Source organism: Merdimonas faecis, assembly GCF_001754075.1.
Lineage (GTDB): Bacteria > Bacillota > Clostridia > Lachnospirales > Lachnospiraceae > Merdimonas > Merdimonas faecis.
Genome location: NZ_MIEH01000020.1, coordinates 25,618 through 44,515 on the forward strand (window position 1 = coordinate 25,618; position 18,898 = coordinate 44,515).

The 18,898-nt window shown below is 48.0% G+C and carries 20 protein-coding genes and 1 tRNA gene; 3 read left to right on the forward strand and 18 right to left on the reverse strand.

The features are described 5' to 3' along the window. Positions 1 to 213: 213 nt before the first annotated feature. Both BKD12_RS16535 and BKD12_RS11985 read left to right on the forward strand, forming a co-directional pair. On the forward strand, positions 214 to 420 hold the full coding sequence (locus tag BKD12_RS16535; RefSeq protein ID WP_094078758.1) for a helix-turn-helix domain-containing protein: 207 nt from the start codon (positions 214 to 216) through the stop codon (positions 418 to 420). A 91-nt stretch (positions 421 to 511) separates the two neighbouring features. Continuing rightward, on the forward strand, positions 512 to 1,720 hold the full coding sequence (locus BKD12_RS11985) for a tyrosine-type recombinase/integrase (protein WP_070089580.1): 1,209 nt from the start codon (positions 512 to 514) through the stop codon (positions 1,718 to 1,720). A gap of 214 nt (positions 1,721 to 1,934) precedes the next feature. On the opposite strand, the gene BKD12_RS11990 is transcribed toward BKD12_RS11985, so the two are convergent. From BKD12_RS11990 to BKD12_RS12025, 8 genes are all read right to left on the reverse strand, one after another. Continuing rightward, positions 1,935 to 2,006, reverse strand: a tRNA-Cys gene (locus BKD12_RS11990). A 173-nt stretch (positions 2,007 to 2,179) separates the two neighbouring features. Continuing rightward, on the reverse strand, positions 2,180 to 2,728 hold the full coding sequence (locus tag BKD12_RS11995; protein WP_070089581.1) for a glycoside hydrolase family protein: 549 nt from the start codon (positions 2,726 to 2,728) through the stop codon (positions 2,180 to 2,182). Further along, on the reverse strand, positions 2,682 to 3,077 hold the full coding sequence (locus tag BKD12_RS12000; protein WP_070089582.1) for a glycoside hydrolase family protein: 396 nt from the start codon (positions 3,075 to 3,077) through the stop codon (positions 2,682 to 2,684). The genes BKD12_RS11995 and BKD12_RS12000 overlap by 47 nt, the downstream gene beginning before the upstream one ends. Then, positions 3,077 to 3,715, reverse strand: a complete 639-nt coding sequence (locus tag BKD12_RS12005) for a lactate utilization protein (RefSeq protein ID WP_070089583.1) — start codon at positions 3,713 to 3,715, stop codon at positions 3,077 to 3,079. The genes BKD12_RS12000 and BKD12_RS12005 overlap by 1 nt, the downstream gene beginning before the upstream one ends. A 141-nt stretch (positions 3,716 to 3,856) precedes the next feature. Further along, entirely contained in the window at positions 3,857 to 4,996 is a 1,140-nt protein-coding gene (locus BKD12_RS12010) for a PucR family transcriptional regulator (protein ID WP_070089584.1), read from the reverse strand. A gap of 251 nt (positions 4,997 to 5,247) precedes the next feature. Beyond that, positions 5,248 to 5,856 carry a M48 family metallopeptidase gene (locus BKD12_RS12015; protein WP_242872768.1) on the reverse strand — a complete coding sequence of 203 codons (609 nt, stop codon included), beginning with the start codon at positions 5,854 to 5,856 and terminating at the stop codon, positions 5,248 to 5,250. Between the two features lie 24 nt (positions 5,857 to 5,880). After that, positions 5,881 to 6,639, reverse strand: a complete 759-nt coding sequence (locus tag BKD12_RS12020) for a DUF6198 family protein (protein ID WP_083262948.1) — start codon at positions 6,637 to 6,639, stop codon at positions 5,881 to 5,883. Positions 6,640 to 6,852: 213 nt separating this feature from the next. After that, positions 6,853 to 7,086, reverse strand: coding sequence for an HPr family phosphocarrier protein (locus BKD12_RS12025; protein WP_070089585.1), 234 nt, complete (start codon positions 7,084 to 7,086; stop codon positions 6,853 to 6,855). Between the two features lie 207 nt (positions 7,087 to 7,293). On the opposite strand from BKD12_RS12025, the gene BKD12_RS12030 reads away from it, so the two are divergent. Then, positions 7,294 to 8,286, forward strand: coding sequence for an AraC family transcriptional regulator (locus tag BKD12_RS12030; RefSeq protein ID WP_070089586.1), 993 nt, complete (start codon positions 7,294 to 7,296; stop codon positions 8,284 to 8,286). 53 nt (positions 8,287 to 8,339) lie between these two features. Here BKD12_RS12030 and BKD12_RS12035 read toward each other — a convergent pair whose 3' ends face one another. The 10 genes from BKD12_RS12035 to BKD12_RS12080 form a co-directional block, all read right to left on the reverse strand. Continuing rightward, positions 8,340 to 8,804: a YwiB family protein gene (locus BKD12_RS12035; RefSeq protein WP_070089587.1), complete on the reverse strand. Its 465-nt coding sequence runs from the start codon at positions 8,802 to 8,804 to the stop codon at positions 8,340 to 8,342. Between the two features lie 8 nt (positions 8,805 to 8,812). Continuing rightward, a complete protein-coding gene (gene murI / locus BKD12_RS12040; protein ID WP_176730966.1) occupies positions 8,813 to 9,628 on the reverse strand; it encodes a glutamate racemase in 816 nt (271 codons plus the stop codon). Between the two features lie 180 nt (positions 9,629 to 9,808). Beyond that, positions 9,809 to 10,786 carry a 6-phosphofructokinase gene (pfkA, locus tag BKD12_RS12045; protein ID WP_070089588.1) on the reverse strand — a complete coding sequence of 326 codons (978 nt, stop codon included), beginning with the start codon at positions 10,784 to 10,786 and terminating at the stop codon, positions 9,809 to 9,811. Between the two features lie 64 nt (positions 10,787 to 10,850). Next, positions 10,851 to 14,327 (reverse strand): DNA polymerase III subunit alpha, encoded by a 3,477-nt coding sequence (locus BKD12_RS12050; protein ID WP_070089589.1) that lies wholly within the window; start codon positions 14,325 to 14,327, stop codon positions 10,851 to 10,853. A gap of 133 nt (positions 14,328 to 14,460) precedes the next feature. Beyond that, complete coding sequence (locus tag BKD12_RS12055) at positions 14,461 to 14,694, reverse strand: polya polymerase (RefSeq protein WP_070089590.1); 234 nt, start codon at positions 14,692 to 14,694, stop codon at positions 14,461 to 14,463. Between the two features lie 48 nt (positions 14,695 to 14,742). Continuing rightward, complete coding sequence (locus BKD12_RS12060) at positions 14,743 to 15,582, reverse strand: CvfB family protein (RefSeq protein WP_070089591.1); 840 nt, start codon at positions 15,580 to 15,582, stop codon at positions 14,743 to 14,745. Positions 15,583 to 15,586: 4 nt separating this feature from the next. After that, positions 15,587 to 16,309, reverse strand: a complete 723-nt coding sequence (locus BKD12_RS12065) for an acyl-[acyl-carrier-protein] thioesterase (protein ID WP_070089592.1) — start codon at positions 16,307 to 16,309, stop codon at positions 15,587 to 15,589. Beyond that, positions 16,306 to 17,481, reverse strand: coding sequence for a cation diffusion facilitator family transporter (locus BKD12_RS12070; RefSeq protein WP_070089593.1), 1,176 nt, complete (start codon positions 17,479 to 17,481; stop codon positions 16,306 to 16,308). The genes BKD12_RS12065 and BKD12_RS12070 overlap by 4 nt, the downstream gene beginning before the upstream one ends. After that, positions 17,474 to 18,112 (reverse strand): stage II sporulation protein R, encoded by a 639-nt coding sequence (gene spoIIR, locus BKD12_RS12075; RefSeq protein ID WP_242872769.1) that lies wholly within the window; start codon positions 18,110 to 18,112, stop codon positions 17,474 to 17,476. Before spoIIR ends, BKD12_RS12070 begins: the two co-directional genes overlap by 8 nt. Positions 18,113 to 18,213: 101 nt before the next feature. Continuing rightward, entirely contained in the window at positions 18,214 to 18,897 is a 684-nt protein-coding gene (locus tag BKD12_RS12080) for a GntR family transcriptional regulator (protein ID WP_070089595.1), read from the reverse strand. Position 18,898 lies beyond the last annotated feature (1 nt).

Below are 18,898 nucleotides of genomic sequence, written 5' to 3' on the forward strand. Positions count from 1 at the left end.
TCTTTATTACAAAGAGATTATCTCTGAATATTTAGTTCCTTGACAACTTCACATCTGCCCCGGTGGTCATAGAGGCGCTGTAGATAGTATAGCATTTTGCGTGCCTGCAGCTTAATCCTGGCATAGCCAGCCCTGATACGTGGCTTTAAGAAAGGCATAGGAACTGAACCGGCGGCAGCTCTTTTGAATCTTACATAAGAGTGAGGTGTTTTTTTGAATAAACAAATAAACCCCGATGATTTCAAGGCTTATTCTGTGCTGGAGATCTCACAGATGCTTGGAGTCGGAAAAACAAAGACCAGAGAAATGCTTGACAGCGGAATCCTGCCGGTAACAAAAATCGGAAGACAGTATTTCACATCTCCTTCATCCATACAAAACTTCCTAAAGAAAAATATCGGAAAAGAATTGTATTTTTAGGATACGCCAAAGGATTGCCACAGATATAGATCTATATTACAATAGACCCATACCTTAGTTGGCACGATTTTGGCTCTGAAAGGAGTAAATCATGGCAACAACTACGAAAGGTACACAGCAAAAACGACGATCCAAGGGTGATGGATCCATTTTTAAGAATAAGAGAGGAGGTTGGACAGCCCGGTATCGAAAAAAAGGGCTGCCGGATAAAGAATTTAACGCACCCACCAAAGGAGAAGCAAAAAAGCTGCTGGATGAATGGAAGGTAAAGATTGCGATTCAAGACGCAATCACCACTAATATCAAAGTCTGCGACTATGCTCAGAAATATCTTTTCCGCAAACTCCTATGTGTAGAGGCTGGCAACTATAAACAAAGTAGCTTGGATCGCCTGGAAAGAACCTATAATACACATATACGAGATACCGACGCAGCAAAAAAATCTTTCACGAACCTGACTGCAGATGATATAACCCAGACAATCAATGCAAAGAAAGAAGAATTAAGCTATTCATCCCTAAAGAAAATCTATCTCTTTTGGTCTGCATTGATTAGACACGCGAAAGATACGGGCGAACTTCCGCAGAATTATTCCATCATGAAGTCCGTCATTATGCCTACCGAAAATTCACTGATAGTGGAAACAAAGGAAATTCAAATCATTGACGCTAAAGATATCCCCATTATTGAGGAAATCGCAATGATGCCAAGTCCGAATCGGAATGAACAGTTCCTATACCGCTATGGACCTGCTATTGTATTTCTTTTGCACACAGGTCTTAGAGGCGGCGAACTTCTAGGTCTGGGAAGGACAAAAATTCTATGGCGGGATAAACGTCGCTGTGTCAAAATTGATCGGACATTGAACCGTGTAAAAAATCGTGACAAAGGAACAACAGCAAAAACGAAACTTGTTTTGACAGCTCCAAAATACCCCAATAGTGAAAGGATTGTCCCGTTAAACAAGAAAGCAGACTTCTGTCTGCAATGTATGCTGGATTTGTATGACACAAATTATTTTGATAGCGATCTGATTCTTACAACCCAGAATCATCTCAGTCCAACACTACAGAATTTGCGGAATACACTGATAAAAATATGTCGTCGGGCTGGTATACAGGAATACTCTTTACATGCCTTAAGACATACATTTGCAACTAATATCGTCCGCAACACAACAAACATGGGGGAACTAAAAGATGCTGCCGAATTGCTGGGAGACAGTTATGAAGTAATTTTAAAAACTTACTTCCATACTGACACGCAAAAGAAAATGGCATTGGTCGATGCAATCGCATAGTGTCCACCTTATGAACCACCTTATGAAACGATTTTATTCGATTTTAAGCGGTTTCTAGCGATTACAAATTTGAAACTTTTTAATTGAAATTAGAACGAACAAGGTAAACATTAAAAATTTTTTCGTTGGTCTAAAAAATCTGCCACCTTATTTTTTTAAGCGTCATAAAACAAAAAAAGAACCCGAAAAACCTTGATTTTCCGGGCTTTTTGAGAGGCGCAGACCGGATTTGAACCGGTGCATCAGGGTGTTGCAGACCCATGCCTTACCGCTTGGCTACTGCGCCATCATTGAAGGATTTTGCTATATAGTTGTCAATATATTGGCACTTATCAAATGGTGTGAGGCTGGTGTTGCAGACCCATGCCTTACCACTTGGCTACTGCGCCGCGGTGTTCCGCTTCCTGCGGAACACTCATATTATAGCAAACTCCATCTCTTTCGTCAATGAAAAGATTCTTATACTTTTTGATTCTGTTTTCCGTAATACTGTTCTCTGGCGAACCTGTTCAGGGATTCCCCGTCGAAAGGAACAACGATCACTTTACTGGCATGGCCGTCATTTCCTTTATCTTCCTCCTTTGGAAGATCCAGTACCGAAAAGGTCATAGCCTTCACAACCCCCTCTTCTAAATATACCCCGGGACGCTCTATTTTATTCCATCTATTGACCACATCTGAATCCTCGTATCTGATAAAATCACGGAGAGGGCTGTAGGCGATGCCATCCGCCAGCTTCCAGCCGTCCACTCCATTTTCCGAAATGATATAAAAGGCGGTTCTGGCGCTCCACTGGTTCACCACGCAGTGGTACAGCCCGCCGCTGTACCAAAGTACCGGATCCTCCATGTTCTCCGTTGGCAGACCTTTTATTTCCGGCCAGATATTTTCATGTCTCAGGTGAAATGTATCCAGAATACTCCCCTCGCACAGGGCGATGAGACCGTCTCTGTTCAGCAGCTCATAAACACCGTCCGGTCTTAGGATGATACAGATCTTTCTGATCATACGGCCCATACAGGTGATCACTTACCGCCTCGACCGCCAGGGAGCCGCTCCACCCTCCTGTTCCATTGACCTTTTCAAAACCGTCCGCCTCATCCCAGCGGCTGGCGAACATATGATATTTGCCACAGCCGTCCTTATCATACAGGATAGTGCCGTCCCAATATGTATAATTCACCTTTCCGGTTATGGCAGGATCCTCCAGCACTTTATCTTCCAGCCCGTTATCCTGGTCTCTTGGAAGGACATGTTCCGCACCCCAGCAGTCCCCGGTCAGCTGCCCGGTCACAGGCACAGGGAGAAAGCAGTCCATAAATTGTTTGATTTCCGTTCTTACAAAACCGCTCATCATCAGAACCCCAGCGCCTCATCTACCAGGATAACCTTGATCCTGCCCTTGATCTTTGAAAATCTCGTGATCAGGATCTGGCAGCAGATAGTGTCCGGCGATTTGCAGTCGTAACACATTCCATTCTTTGAGCAGGGCGTATCCAGGCCAAATCTTTGCGTGTTGATGGGAGCCGCCTCATTTCTTGCTCTGGAATACGCATCTTCCAGGCTTTTGACCACCTTATTCATCCCCGCGATCACCAATACCGTCCTGGGCCCCGCCGCAATTGCAGACACCCGGTTTGCAAAGCCATCCACATTGATCATCTCTCCGTCTTCTGTAACCGCATTGGCGCTGGTCAGGAAAAAGTCACAGTCATAGGCCGCAAGCTCTGCCGCTCTTTTTTCCTCCGGATTTTTCGCCGCATCCCGATTATAAACTTTGTAATTTCCTGAACATACCGCCTCCTTCAGACCGATTTCCGCTATCGTCATCGATCCTCCCCAGGAAAGACTGCTGCCCTCCGGAATTAATTCCAGCGCCTTCTTCAGCGCCTCCTCCTTTGTCTCTGCATAATACCCTTCCATATTCCGGGATTCCAGTCCTCTGATCACCCGATCTCCCAGCAGCCGGTTCCTCTTTACCCGATTTTCATTCATATGTCTGTCCTCCTTTTCCCAAACAGGTTATCACCTATTGAATCTCTGCATTTATGCAACCATTATATCACAATTATCCCCATAGTTATCCACACACTTTCCCAAAAATCGTGGAAAACTTCAATTGGGGACGGGGGATTTTTAAAAATCCCCCGTCCCCAATTGAAGGATATAAAACGCCACCAAAATCCGTACCCGGTTTTCATTATTCAAAATATCGTACCCCAATACTTCCTTGATGGTGTTCAGTTTATATGTCAATGTGTTTTTATGACAGTACAGTGCCTTTGCGGTACAGATCGTGCTGCAGTCATTCTCAAAATAGGCTCTTAGAATTTTCATGTAGTCTGTTCCCTGCTCTTTGTCATATGCAACCAGCTTCCCCAGTACCTCCTCGACAAAATCCGGGTAAATCCCCGGATCCTTAATGTCAGTAAGAATCTTATAAATCCCCAGTTCATCGTACACCAGAAAATTTTTGGGGATGGTGGTCTTTGTAAGCTGATAGGCTGTATACGCATTTTCATAGGAGCGGTGAATATCTTTCAGACGATTTACCGTGGTTCCCGCACCAATATAAAGATTCGGATCCTCCCGGCACAGCTCATAAAATTCCTTCTGCAGCCATTCTCCCCGGTAACCGGCCGCCAGAACGATCAGTCTTCCCTCCTCTTCGTACACGATGGTTCTCTTCAGACGGAAATGCAGGGTTCTCTGAATCGCTTCCAGAAGCTCGTTCCCTTTTTCCGTATCGTAAGTGTGGCAGCTTATGATGATCACCGTATAGGAACTGTCCCTGGAAAACCCGTTCCGCTCCAGATGGTTCAGATAAAGCTCTTCATTATCCGGATAAAATATGGCATTCTTCAGCGCCGCGATCAGGTTTGTCTCCCTCTGTTCATTTTTCAGCAGGATCTCTGAAAATTTGCGCATAATATCAATATACGGCGTATTTCCTGATGCGGAAAACAGCGGGAATCTTCGCTCATTACACCAGTCGATCACCTTCTGCGGAAATACCTTCCCCTCCTCCAGTGCCAGGATCACACCGCCAGCTCCCGCCCGGTCCATAGCCCTCAGAAATTCCTCCAGCCATTCCTCGGAGTTGTAATTCAGTCCCGAATTAAATACCAGTTCATCCCCGTACAAAAATTTTGCATGTTCGCTTCCTTCCACCATATGAACCCAACTGATCTTCCGGTCAAAACAGGACTTTGTATGAAGCTTCACCTCGTACTCTGGCCGGATTTCATGATACAAATACTGTAATTCTACTGCCATTTTCCGCCCTCCTTTCTATTTAGAATACCATTTTTGTGCTCGAAGCACAATTATTTTGCAAATCTCTGTACCAAAAAAATATTTCCAAAGGTTATTCTCTGTGATATATTGTAATCGAAATACAAAACAAGTATTTGTACCCCGAATCTTTGTATTTCCATCACAATCTCTAGAATAAAAAAATGCGGCGTGTAAATACACGCCGCATTTTCGTATCCTTAATATTCTGGTATTCTGCTCACATCCCAGAGTCACTTTCCACCCTCTTCTCTGAGGATGCGCCTTCTCTCCCTCCAGTCCGGCAGGCACGCTTCTACATACGCCCAGAACCCGGGACCATGTCCAGGCTCCAGCAGATGACACAGCTCATGAACTACTACATACTCCAGACATTCCTCCGGATACAGGGCAAGCCTTGTATTGATCCTGATCCTTCCGGTATCCACCGTACAGCTTCCCCACCGGGTTTTCATCTCCCGCAGGATCCATTTCTTTGCGTGAACCTTCAGTACCGGTTCCCACCGGCGCGCATAGAAAAGAACTCTTGCAAGCAATATTTCCTGCTCTTCCGGGGATATCCTCCGTCCGGCTCCCTTTCCCTTCCCCGCACCTTCTCCTCTGCTGACATCCGAAAAAGCCTTGCGTACTTTCTCCTGATTTTTCCGGATCCACGCTTCCTTGCTTTCCAGAAATTTCCGGATGCTGGAAACATCTGCCAGCGGAGGCGCCGTCACCAACACTCTTCCATCGGGCGGCTTGATATAAAGATTGATATTTTTTACCTTCCGATACTCCAGAGTTACAGAAATCCCTCCTATGTTCAGCTCTCTGGACGGTATTTCAGATGCTTTCCTTCTCACGTAACCACTTCCTTATCCCTGTCCCTATGCCTCCTGTACCCCGGAAAGCTCCGCCATCTTCTCATAAGTAAAATGATTAAAAACTGCAATGGACCGTCCGACGCCAATCACCGCCAGCACCGTCCCGATGCCGACGCCAACCAGTCCTCCGGCCAGCAAAAGCCCTACCAGCGTACTGATGGTAATATTCAAAAGGTCAAAACAATTCTTGGTAAATCCCACACTTTTGTGTGCACAATCTGCAATCGCCTGTACAATCCCATCTCCCGGATTTGGGATGATACGCATATTCAAGGACATGGCTGCCCCGATCCCCGTCAGAATAATTGCAACGATCAGCACAAGGAGCCGCAGGACATAGCTCCCCGGCGTATTCTCCCCTTCTCCAAACTGTGGAATATAGTCCGAAAATACATTCAGGAACCTTGTAAAAACAAGACTCAGCGGGAGCTGCAGGACATCCATCAAAAGAACCAGGCGCCGGTCTGTCCGCCCTGCATTTTTCAGTGCCTGCCCCTCCATGCTTTCATATCTGCTGATCCTGACCATATGGAGTATGATCTCTATTAGCACAAAAACCCCGTAAATCACAAACGTCATATCTCCGAAATTCTTCCCCATGACCACCGACAGGCTGTATGAAACCGATATGATCGCCGAAACCCCCAGGCCCGCTTTCGTATTCAACGTAAGCCCCAGTGCCAGGATCAGAAGACCAGCCACATAAAAAAATATCCGGAATCCCAGCTGCTTTCTTCCTTCAGATGTCTTCCCTGTTGTCAATCTATTCCCTTCTTCCCTGAACTATTCTTTGTTCTGCGGCTGCAGTTTTTTCTGTTCTCCGTACCCACAACGATTCTATTGTATCATATTTGTGCCTCATGCATAATACCTTTCCGTTTTCTTCCTTCTCCTGCCCGCATGAGCAGCGGCCGCCGCAAAGTCCGAAAGGACTCCGCTGACGGCCGCTGCCAGGTTTTATATAAAGAAAAGGGGTTACAGATAATCCTGTACCTCCGCCAGCAGCTGTTCTGTTGACGGAGAAGGCGTCGAATAAATCCGGAGGGATAATCTGTCTGCTTTACTGATTTCAATGGTGCCAAGTAACGATTTTGCATCCACGATGTGATTGCCGCTGATCAGATCCATCTGAAACGGATACTGATTCACGATTTTTACAAATTCAACGGCATCTTCTGTACGCTGAAAATTTACAGGAACTTTGATCATCGGTTTTCTCTCCTTTCTACCATTATTATACAAACATCCCTTCTAAAAGGTTAGACCGATGATTGCAGAAAACCCGTCTTTTTTTGCCATCAATCCTCACCCTCAAAAAATTCTGTCTTTTTTGTCGAAAAACAGAACAAAATCTGAAAAAATGTGTTATAGTGGAATCAGAACCCGTCGCCTAACAGAAAAAGGGATGTGAGACATTTGAATAAAGATCTATTAGAATATCTTGAAAAAGTAAATGCACAGGAAGAACAGATTCTCAGACACGAGAAACCTGTGCTTTCTTATTTTGTAAAGGGCGAAAACAGTACCGTCTTCGACTCCGGCACTGTCATGGCCCCCATGACTATGATCGACATCTTAAAGCAGCCAAGATTTGTTCCCCTGCCGGATCACAGCCACAATTATCTGGAGCTGATCTATATGTGCAGCGGCTCCACTACTCATATTATCAATACACGCTCTGAGCTGACCCTCAAAGAAGACGAGCTCCTCTTTCTTCCACAGGGAACTTCTCATTCCGTCAGCGCGGCCGGATATCATGATATCTCCGTCAGCTTTGCCATTCTCCCTGCTTTCCTGCAGTATCCTCTGAGTATGCTCCGGGAAGACACGCTTCTTCGCCGATTTATCCTACAGGTCTCCGAGAACGACAAAACAGAATTTGAATTTTTGCATTTTCATCTGCAGGATATGCCCGAAGCAAAAAACCTCCTGGAAAATATGACCAGAATCCTGCTGAAAAGGCGCAGAAACAGCCGGCAGATCCTGCAGGCCACTATGGGGGTGCTGCTTCTGGACCTGTCAGGCCGGACCTACAAGATCACGGTAGGATCCCCCTCTTCTTATGAAGAGAAAATCGTACTGGATGCGCTTCGTTATATCGAAACAGAGTACCAGACTGCCAGTCTTGCGGATTTCTGTGAACGGCAGGGCAAACCTGATTATTATATCAGCCGTCTCATGAAACGATACTTTCCTTATACATTTACCCAGTATCTGCAGAAACGTCGTCTCCTGCAGGCTGCCTATCTGTTGACCGAAACAAAGGATCCCATTGAATCCATCATCCTGGATATCGGATATGAAAACTCCAGTCATTTCCATCGGCTTTTCAAAACCACCTATGGAATGACACCTAAAGAGTACCGTAAACGATTTACCATGACAGAATGGCCCATGTTTGACGCTTAAAAAAACACGGCAGGAACAGATGGAAGTCCTGCCGTGTTTTTTTATTTTATCTCTTATTCCGTCTTCCCGTGGCTTTTCACCTGCATAGCTATATTGCAGTCCGCCACTTTTTCACCATTGACATCCAATTCATAGATAATATTCACATCAATCCTGTCTTCGGATTCCTCCAGCCTGAGACTCCTGGTGTGAATCCCTACCAGCAGCTCCCCGTAAGGGGTTTCATACTGTGTCATGTGGATCTTATCCTTCTCAAATGTCATATGGGTGTTGGCCAGCCCGGATTTCATGATCTCTACCATCTGGCTGTCTGTAATGCGGATCTTCGTCTTGATGGTTCCCGGCATCCCTTCCAGCACCTCATCGTAGACAATGTAATGCTTTCCATTCTTATAATAATATGACGCCGGAGTGATCACCTCAATCGGACCATTTTCCTCTTCCGCTCCGGGCTCGTCCGGGATTCCGGTCATGTCATAGTGCAGCCCGGATATACTCAGCAATATATCTTTCGTCATAACTTCACCTAATATTCCTCTATATTGATCTGTCTGGTGGCGGCCACATCATAAGGCAGGATCGATCCCGCAAACTCTGTAAACTTTTCCGCCGCGTCACTGACATAAAAACTGTATTCCCCTGTCTTTTCAGAATCATTAAGGAGTCCCTTTTCTTCCAGGACTGCTTTTAAATCCATTGCAGTCTCGTAAGCAGGATTCACGATGTGGACCTTTTCCCCAAAGTACCGGATGATCCGGGAACGCAAAAGCGGATAATGGGTACAGCCAAGGATCATGGTATCAATGTCCGTCTCTTTCATCTGGGAGAGATAGATGTCGATGACCTCCTCCGTGATATGATGTTTGGCGAAGCCTTCCTCCACCAAAGGCACGAACAGCGGACATGCTTTCCCGATCACCTGCGCATCCGGACGGAGCCGCTTTATCACCTTGGTATAGGTCTCGCTCCGGATGGTGGCCTCCGTCCCTGCCACTCCGATGCATCCATTCCTGGTCTCCCTGACGGCAGCCCTTGCTCCCGGCTCGATCACACCAATAACCGGAATATCCGTTTCCTGCTGCACAGTCTCCAGCGCCAGGGCACTAGCCGTATTACAGGCGATCACAATAGCTTTTACATCCTTTGTACGCAAAAAGCGGATGATCTGTCTTGAATATCTGATGATATTATTTTTTGACTTGCTCCCGTAGGGCACTCTCGCCGTGTCTCCGAAATATACCACATTCTCGCCGGGCAGCTGGCGCATAATCTCCCTTGCCACTGTAAGTCCTCCGACTCCCGAGTCAAAGACCCCCACCGGCGCGTGCTTTTTTTCTTCCATTCCCACGATCACTTTCGTCTCCTTTATCTTTGTCTTCGTATTACAACATTGTAAACGCTGCATGGCGGAAATTCAAGTCAAATTCCCATTAATCCGGGTACACCAAAAAAGGCAGATCAGATCTTAAGCCCAAAACTTAAAATCTGCCTTCTGCCTTTTCGAATCTAAGCGCACACTATCCTAAAGTGCCAGAGCCTTTGCCACATCATACTGGTACTGCGGAATTCCCTTCTTCATACCCAGCGCCTCGTCGATGTCAAAGTCCACATACTGTCCATGTTTGTAGCCAACTACACGGTTGCTCTTTCCTGCTACCAGAAGATCTACCGCCATTGCTCCCATAATGGATGCGTAAACACGGTCCTTACAGGTCGGGCTTCCTCCACGCTGCATGTGTCCGATAATGGTGGCACGGGTCTCCATACCGGTAGCTTCCTCAATACGTTTTGCCATATTAATGGAATCTCCGATTCCCTCTGCATTAATAATGATATAGTTCTTCTTTCCGCGCTTTCTGCATTCCTGAATATCGGCAACAATAGCCGCCTCGTCATAGTCGTGCTCCTCAGGCATCAGGATACGCTCTGCTCCGTTGGCAATTCCGCACCACAATGCCAGATATCCGGCATCTCTTCCCATAACCTCGATGATAGAACATCTCTCATGAGACGTAGAAGTATCACGCACCTTGTCAATAGCTTCCATCGCCGTATTTACCGCGGTGTCAAATCCAATCGTATATTCTGTACAGGCAATATCCAGATCGATGGTTCCCGGAATACCTACTGTATTTACACCCAGGTTTGCCAGCTTCTGTGCTCCGGCAAAAGATCCGTCTCCGCCGATAACAACAAGCCCGTCAATTCCATATTTCTTACAAATCGCTGCAGCCTTCTGCTGTCCTTCTTCTGTACGCATCTCCTCGCAGCGCGCTGTCTGAAGAATGGTTCCTCCGCGCTGGATCGTATCGGACACATCTCTTGCAGAAAGGTCAATGATTTCTTCATTCAACAGTCCCTGGTAGCCTTTCCGAATACCTCTTACTTTTAATCCTTTTCCTAAACCGGTTCTGACAACTGCACGGATTGCAGCATTCATTCCGGGAGCGTCTCCTCCGCTGGTCAGAACACCTATTGTTCGAATTATTTTGTCTGCCATGATAATTCCTCCATTGTATTCATTCTAATAATTACTACCTCTTCCGAGCACCATTTTACCGTAATTAAGGGGTGTTTTCAATGGGTTTTTCTATCAGTTTTACACAAGTTTCTCCCAGATAATTCGTCAACCTGCTCAATAGGACTTTATCCGCAGCCACGCTTCTGCCCCTTGGAAGCTTCTTGACTGCCTTCTCCTTTTTACAGTAAATGACTACCGTATCCTCGCCGTCCGAGTCCGCCAGCATCTCAAAAAGCTTCTGCTCCTGGCCAAGATACGTCTCCTTGTCCGGATACTGGAGCCACAGTTCTTTGCGTGTCTGTTCAAAAGGAATCACCGTCTCACAGATCAGCTTGCTGGCCGCGTCATCCTCTTCAGATACCCGGCCCCGGATAAATACCTTGCTCTCCTCGTTCAGATACTGCTGGTTCTTTTCATAATCTCTGGGGAATACGATGACCTCCACACTTCCCGCCAGATCCTCCAGGGTGAGGAAGGCCATTACCTTATTATTCTTCGTATACTTAATGGTCCTGGCAGTGATCATGCCCCCCACCGTTTCTCTGGCTCCGTCATGGACCTTTGTCCTTCCCGTCTCTTCATCCAGCTGGAAGTCCAGGGTAGTCCTGGAAATGTTTTTCTTCCACTTTTCCTCATACTCCTCCAGAGGATGGCCGCTTAGATAGACCCCCAGCACCTCCTTTTCGAAGGCAAATTTCGTCTCCTTCTCATATTCTCCCACGTTAGGAAGCTGAATATCAAACTCTGCCTTCTGGTCGTCGGATACAATATCAAACAGAGACATCTGCCCTGTCATGGAATATTTCTTTTCCTGGCTGACCTGATCCAGCACCTGCAGATAGATGACCATAAACTGCTTTCTGGTCCCTCCCAGACTGTCAAAGGCCCCGGACTTGATAAAGCTTTCTATGGTCCGCTTGTTGACCTCTTTTCCGGAAAGCCGCTCGATAAAATCCTTCAGGTTCTTAAATTCTCCGCCTCTTTCCCTCTCCTCAATAATGGACTGGATCACCGGGCGCCCGATACTCTTGATCGCCGCCAGGCCATAGCGGATCTTTCCTCCGTCTACAGAGAAGTTTCCCACACCCTTATTGATGTCCGGGGGCAGGATCTCGATTCCCATCTGGCGGCAGGTATAAATATATTCTGACACCTTTCCTGAGTTATCGATAACAGACGTCATCAAAGCCGCCATAAACTCCACCGGATAATAATATTTCAGCCATGCAGTCTGATAGGCCACCACCGCATAGGCCGCGGCGTGAGATTTATTAAACGCATATTTTGCAAAATCAATCATCTCATCATAAATCTGGTTGGCCGTCTTCTCATCAATGCCGTTTGCGATACAGCCGGGCACGCTCTCCTCCGGATTTCCATAGACGAAGTTGTGCCGCTCTTTCTGCATTACATCGCCCTTCTTTTTGGACATGGCACGCCTCAAAAGATCGCTTCGCCCCAGCGTGTATCCGGCCAGATCACGCACGATCTGCATAACCTGCTCCTGGTAGACGATACAGCCGTAAGTAGGCGCCAGGATATGCTCCAGCTGAGGGCAGTCATAGGTGATCAGCTCCGGATGATTCTTCCCCTTGATGTATTTAGGGATAAAATCCATCGGGCCCGGCCGGTACAGAGAAATCCCGGCGATAATATCCTCCAGGCTCTGAGGCTTAAGCTCCTTCATAAAGCTTTTCATTCCGGAGCTTTCCAGCTGGAACACGCCGTCTGTCTTTCCTGTTCCGATAGATGCCAGCACCTCTTTATCATCATAATCAATCTTCTCTACATCTATTTCTTTCCCAGCACTTTTGCTCGCCAGCTTCTCGGCATCCTGGATCACCGTCAGAGTCCTAAGCCCCAGGAAATCCATCTTCAGAAGCCCCAGCTCTTCCAGCGTAGTCATGGTAAACTGGGTAGTCACCGATCCGTCAGACCCAAGGGACAGCGGAACAAACTCATCAATAGCCTTCTGGCCAATGACCACGCCCGCCGCATGCATGGATGTATGTCTTGGCAGCCCTTCCAGGCGCTTGGACATGTCGATCAGCTCCCGCACCTGTTCATCCTCCAGGTACAGCTTCTTCAGCTCCGGATTCATGGTCAGCGCCCGGTCCAGCGTGATGTTCAGTTCTCCCGGTATCATCTTGGCTATACTGTCCACGTAACCATATGGCAGATCCATGACTCTTCCCACATCTCGGATCACACCTTTTGCCGCCAGTGTACCAAAGGTAACAATCTGGACCACCCTGTCCGCGCCGTATTTTCTCACCACATAGTCGATGACCTCCTGGCGCCGTTCGAAACAGAAGTCCACGTCGATATCGGGCATGGATACACGCTCCGGATTCAGGAACCGCTCAAACAGCAGCTGATACTTGATCGGATCGATGCTGGTGATGCCAAGGCAGTAGGATACGATGCTTCCCGCTGCCGACCCCCGTCCCGGCCCCACCATGATTCCCTGTGTACGGGCATAATTGATAAAGTCCCATACGATCAGGAAATAGTCCACATATCCCATGGAGCGAATGGTGGATAACTCATATTCTAACCGTTCCTTCAGGGAATCATCCCCATCCGGATAACGTTTTTCCAGACCTTCAAAGCAAAGCTTATTCAGATATTCCCAAGAGGTATATCCTTCCGGCACGTCATATTTCGGGAGCTTGGTCACCCCGAACTCAATCTCTACCTGACACCGGTCTGCGATCCTCTGGGTATTTTCAAGGGCCTGCAGGGCATAGGGAAACAGCTCGCGCATTTCAGCCTCGGACTTAATGTAGTACTGGCCTCCCTCATAGCGCATCCTGTCTTCATCCTGCAGCTTTTTTCCCGTCTGAAGACACAAAAGGATATCATGAGGCTTCTCATCCTCTGCATAGGTATAATGCACATCGTTGGTAGCCACCAGCTCGATGCCTGTCTCCTGGCTCATCCGAAGGAGCGCCTGATTGACCAGCCGCTGCTCACTCATGCCGTGATCCTGCAGCTCCAGAAAGAAATTTCCCTCCCCGAAGATCTCCTGATACCGAAGGGCCGCTTCCTTTCCTTCTTCATACATACCCCGCAGGATATTTTTCTGTACCTCGCCCGCAAGGCATGCACTTAAGGCGATGAGCCCCTCATGGTATTCTTTTAAAAGCTCCAGGTCTACCCTGGGTTTATAATAATAGCCTTCCGTAAATCCGCGGGAGACGATCTTCATCAGATTGTGATAGCCCTGATCGTTTTCCGCCAGCAGGACCAGATGATAATACCGGTCATCACTGCTGCCTCCGGCTTCTTTTTCAAACCGGCTGTCCGGCGCCACATAGACCTCGCAGCCCAGGACCGGCTTGATCCCCGCCGCCTTCGCCGCCCGGTAAAAGTCAATGACGCCGTACATGACACCGTGATCCGTGATGGCCACGCTGTCCATGCCAAGTTCCTTTACTCTTGTAATACACTCTTTGATTTTATTGGAACCGTCCAGGAGGCTGTACTCCGTATGGACGTGGAGATGTACAAAACTCATATTTCCCGCCCGCTTTCTTTATTTTGCGTATTCTTCTTTCACTATATCAAAAAAAAGATCTCCGGAAAAGAAAAACTTCCTTCTCTCCGGCAGATCTTTTATTGCAGTCATTTATTCTTTTTGCGTCCAGGCTCTAGCAGTTCATCATATATTTTACCAGTTTATCAATATCCTCCGGCTCATAAGCTACAACCTCCAGCTCCGGGATCTCTCCGCCGGAGAAGATATTCGCCATAGATACATACTGGGACAGCTTGGACTTCAGGTTCAGTCTGTCTCCTTCGCCTGTTACTAACTCAACCTTTCCTTTACAGGAATCTACTACTTCAAAAAACTTATCAATGTCTGTAATATTCTGCACTTTCATCTGAATTGGTCTCCTTTCCAATACTTTCCTTACGCTTTTCATTATATCCTATTTATCCAGGATTTCAATGCTTTTTTCCATAATTTGTATCTTCCCGGCCTTCAGAAGACGGCCCACTGCCCGCTTAAATGCGTTTTTGCTCAGGCCAAACTCCTTTTTAATCAGCTCCGGATCCGCCTTGTCCGTAAACGGCAGGCTTCCGCCATATTCCAGCATCCTTTCATAAATCTGCTTCGCATCCTCGTCCATCTGAAGATAAGCCTTTTCCCGCACGCTCAAGTCCAGCTTGCCGTCCTCCCTGACCCGGAGCACTCTGCCCTTGATGCGGGTTCCCACCTTCAGATCGCCAAAGGCTTCTCTCCGGGGGATCAGCGCACTGTAGCAGTCATCCACGGCCACAAATACGCCAAACCGTTCACTGGTCTCATAGACGATCCCTTCCACCTGGTCATCCTTCTGATAGGGGGCGTCTGTCCGCAGCATCTCATAGACCTTCATCGTAGCACAAAGCCGGCCGGATTTGTCAATGTAGAGAGATACCAGCACCTGGTCTCCTTTTGCTACTTTTCCAGTCTGTTCCTTAAACGGAAGAAGAAGATCCTTGGGCAGACCCCAGTCCAGGAACGCCCCGATCCTGCCGGTGTCCGCCACTGTAAGTGTCTTTACTTCTCCCAGCTTTATCTTCGGCTCTCTGGTAGTGGCGATCAGCCTGTCCGCAGAATCCTTGTAAAGAAAAACCTCCACCGGATCCCCGATCTCCAGGCCTTTCGGCACTTCTTTTTTGGGCAGCAGGACACGCTCGTCCTTATTTCCAAGATACATGCCAAACTCTACCTTCTTGACTGCCATCAGTTGTTTCTTTTTTCCTAATCCATCTGCTAATGCCATACGTTTATCTCCTCTTAAATTCCACCAGGGCATATGGCTTTCCCGCCTCGTCACAGAGGGATGCCACCTCCCGGTCCTCTTCTTTTGCATATTCCGGATATATCATATCTCCGTAAACCGCGGATTTTTTATATTCTGCCCGCATCTTAAAGATTCCTTCCGGATCCGGCAGGATCTCCTGGGCCATCTGCACATACTGACAGTTATTCACGTGTTCGTTCGTATCAATGTGATACCGGCGCACCGGAAATGGCGTGCCTGCTTTTGTTTCCTTCGGGAGTGCGATCTTCCGTGATGCATAGTCCATGACAAGGGGTTCTCCGTAGCCATACCTCCTTACCTCTTCTTCATCCACCTTGATCGGCCGCCCTTTTTTCATATCCATATATACCCAGACACTGAACGCATATGCCGCCATCCGCCCTTCTTCATCCTCCAGGCAAAAATTCCGGTATCCGTACAGGCCCTGGAATCCGCAGGCCCAGGTGCGGACCGCCACTGTTTCTCCGAATTTCGGATATCTGTCAACCTCCACCTGCCAGGAGGAAAGCACCCAGCCCCGGCCTCTTTCCATACATGCTTCGACGCCCACTCCCAGAGCCTCTGACTGAAAGGTACTGCAGTCCTGAAAGTAATTGATGATCCCCGGCAACGTAATCTGTTGGTGGTGGTCTGACTCACTGAAACGCACCCGGCTTTTAAACATGTATTCATTCTCTCTTTTCATCGTCCCACGTAGCTCCTTTCCATCGTGATCACGCACTGATAATTTTCCCCTGTCAGCTTAAGAAGCTTAACCACCGATTTCTTAAGCTCTTCCTGCTTCTTTTCATCATACTCAAAAGGAACCACCATGTCAAAAATCAGATTATTCTGATCTTTTCCGCTCACCATCCGGAAATCGTGAATAGAAACCTTGGGATCCAGAGCTTCCAGAATCTGCTCCAGCTTATGCCGTGTTTCTATTACCTTCTCATCACGTGTCTCTACCGGATCCATATGGATCACCAGGAAGATCCCCAGATTTTTAATACTGTCCCTCTCGATCCGGTCAATAATCTCATGGGATGTCTCAATATCCACGTCATTGGGCACCTCTGCATGGATCGACGCCATACTCCTTCCCGGCCCGTAATTATGTACGATCAGATCATGGCTTCCGACGATCCCGTCATAGCCCTCCACAAACTGGCTGATCCTGTCATATTCCTCCGGTGTTACCGGCTCTCCGATCAGCGGCTCCAGCGTATCCCTGGCAATCCCGATACCGGCCCACATAACGATCAGCGACACTGCAAGTCCGACGATCCCGTCCACATTCCATCCGGTAAAATGAAAAATCAGAAGGGAGGCGATGGTCGCCGATGTGGTCACCACATCGCCCATAGCGTCCGTGGCCGTAGCCAGCATCACCTTGGAGTCGATCCTTTTCCCCAGCTTCCGGTTAAAAAGTCCAAGCCACAGCTTTACTCCGATAGACAGGATCAGGATTACCACTGATACCATCTGGAAATTCATTTCCTGCGGATCTCTGATCTTTCCAATTGCCTCCTTAAAGAAGGTAAATCCAATCTCCAGCACCAGGAACGCCACCACCAGCGCCGCGATATATTCGATCCTGCCGTGCCCGAAGGGATGCTCCTTGTCCGCCGGCTTGCTGGCCATCTTTACTCCCACAAGCCCCACGATGGAAGAGCCTGCGTCCGACAGATTATTAAATGCATCGGCCAGAACCGACAGGCTCTGAAGAAGAAGGCCGATGCTTCCCTTCACCAGAAATAAAAAAACGTTACAAAAGATGCCCGTCAGACTGGCCAGCACACCGTAGGCCGTTCTGACAGACACCTTTTCGATATCTTCATAGTCTTTTACAAATCTTTTTACTAAAAAATCAGTCATCACTACTGTCTCCTAAAAAGAACCATTTTATCCGAAATTTTGTTGATGCCGTGATCATCTCGTACTCTTCCGCCGTCAGGGCTTCCTCCAGTTCTTCCTTCCCCTCTTCATCTACCACGGCACAGACAGGATCTGTAAAGCACAGGCTCGGATACAGCACACACCACCAGTTATGGCCCGCCCCTGTTCCCAGAGTGATCCGGAGCGCCCGGTATCTGCCCGCCGGGAACAAAAGATCTCCGTACCGTTTATCCGGGAAATAGCAGGTCACCACTTCTGCGCTGGCTCCGTAAGTCTTTCCTTCTGCCCGGACCACGTTCTTTGCCGTCTCCTCCAGCTCCTCCAAATGAGAAACCGCCCATTTTTCTGTATCCCCGGCGCTTTTCATCCCGCTTTCCGGCATCTGATCTTTCATTTCCTCCAGCACAGCGTCCCGGACCTTCTGCTTGATCGCCTGGTCCTCCCTGCTGTCACTGTCTGCCACCACATGGAAACGGAACACCTCCTCTGCCAGCGCCTGCTGGGTCTTCCCCACCTTTGCCTCCACTTCCTGTGCTCTCTGAAAGCTAAACAAAAGTGTCCCCGCGATCGCAATGCAGATGGCCGCCGCCATACAGATTTTCTGTTTCATAACCCCTGTCATCTCCTTTTCCCCTCTTACAATTTCTATAGAGAGTCTTGACAGGAGTTCCCTTCTTTATTCAGGCGCTTCTGGTTTTCTTCCCGCGCCTTTTATTCTCCTTGTTTGGTGCGGATCACACCGGTCACCACTTCTGCCTGGTTGTCGATATGCCGGCATACGATATCCGCCGCTTCCTTCTTTTCTTTATTCTCAATCCTGCGGATGATCTCCTCATGCTCGGCGATCAGGATCGGATGGGATTCTTTGCGCTTGATGCATTCCACACGATAGCGGTACATCTGCTCTCTTAAGTTATTCAGGATCTGGATCAGCTTCTGGTTGCCGGTGGCCAGATAAATAATATCATGAAACCGCACATCAGCCTCCGCAATCTCCGTCACATCATCGCTGGTCTTTAGAATCCTCCGGAAATCATCCGCTGCACGGTGGAGCTCCTCGATCTCTTTACCTGTAATCTTGTCACAGCAAAGCTGAACCGCCAGCTCCTCCAGCGCTTTCCGTACCTCCAGCACGTCCATCAGACTCTTTTCCGTGATATCCGCCACCTCTGCGCCTTTTCTTGGGATCATCAGCACCAGCCCCTCCAGCTCCAGCTTCCGGATCGCTTCCCGGATCGGCGTACGGCTTACCCCCAGCTTATTGGCCAGCTGAACTTCCATCAGCCGCTCTCCCGGCTTTAATTCTCCCCGCAGGATCGCCTGTCGCAGGGTATTGAACACCACATCTCTCAGAGGCAGATATTCGTTCATGTTCACAGTAAAATTCGACTCCATC